Origin of the sequence: Pandoraea terrigena (assembly GCF_902459705.1) — a bacterium.
Taxonomy (GTDB): domain Bacteria; phylum Pseudomonadota; class Gammaproteobacteria; order Burkholderiales; family Burkholderiaceae; genus Pandoraea; species Pandoraea terrigena.
This window is the reverse complement of the sequence record NZ_CABPRU010000034.1, coordinates 1-524: the sequence shown is the minus strand read 5'-3', so window position 1 is coordinate 524 and position 524 is coordinate 1. Positions and strand designations below refer to the sequence as shown.

The window sequence follows — 524 nt, the reverse complement described above, 5'->3', positions numbered from 1 at the left end:
TCCAGTACCTGGTCGTACGGCACTTCGGCTTCGGCGAGCAGCACGTTCATATGGCCCGGCATGCGACCCGCCACCGGGTGAATCGCATAACGCACACTCACGCCCTTCTCGACGAGCTTGTCGGTCAACTCCTTGAGCGCATGCTGCGCACGAGCGACGGCCAAGCCGTAACCCGGCACGATCACCAGCGACTCGGCGTTGGTCATCAGGAAGGCAGCGTCGTCAGGCGAGCCCGACTTCACCGGGCGCTGCGGCTGCTCGCCGCCCGCGCCGCCCGCACCGGCCTGCGCACCGAAGCCGCCGAGAATCACGTTGAAGAACGAGCGGTTCATCGCGCGGCACATGATGTACGACAGAATCGCACCCGACGAACCGACCAGCGACCCTGCGATGATGAGCATCGGGTTGTTCAGCGAGAAGCCGATACCGGCGGCCGCCCAGCCCGAATACGAGTTCAGCATCGACACCACGACGGGCATGTCGGCCCCACCGATCGGGATGATGATGAGCACGCCGAGCACGAA

The 524-nt window shown here is 65.1% G+C and carries 1 protein-coding gene; it reads right to left on the bottom strand.

Annotated features, from left to right (window positions below):
- Positions 1–524 (bottom strand): NAD(P)(+) transhydrogenase (Re/Si-specific) subunit beta (locus PTE31013_RS24670; protein ID WP_150615208.1); only part of this gene is annotated, 524 nt, incomplete at both ends.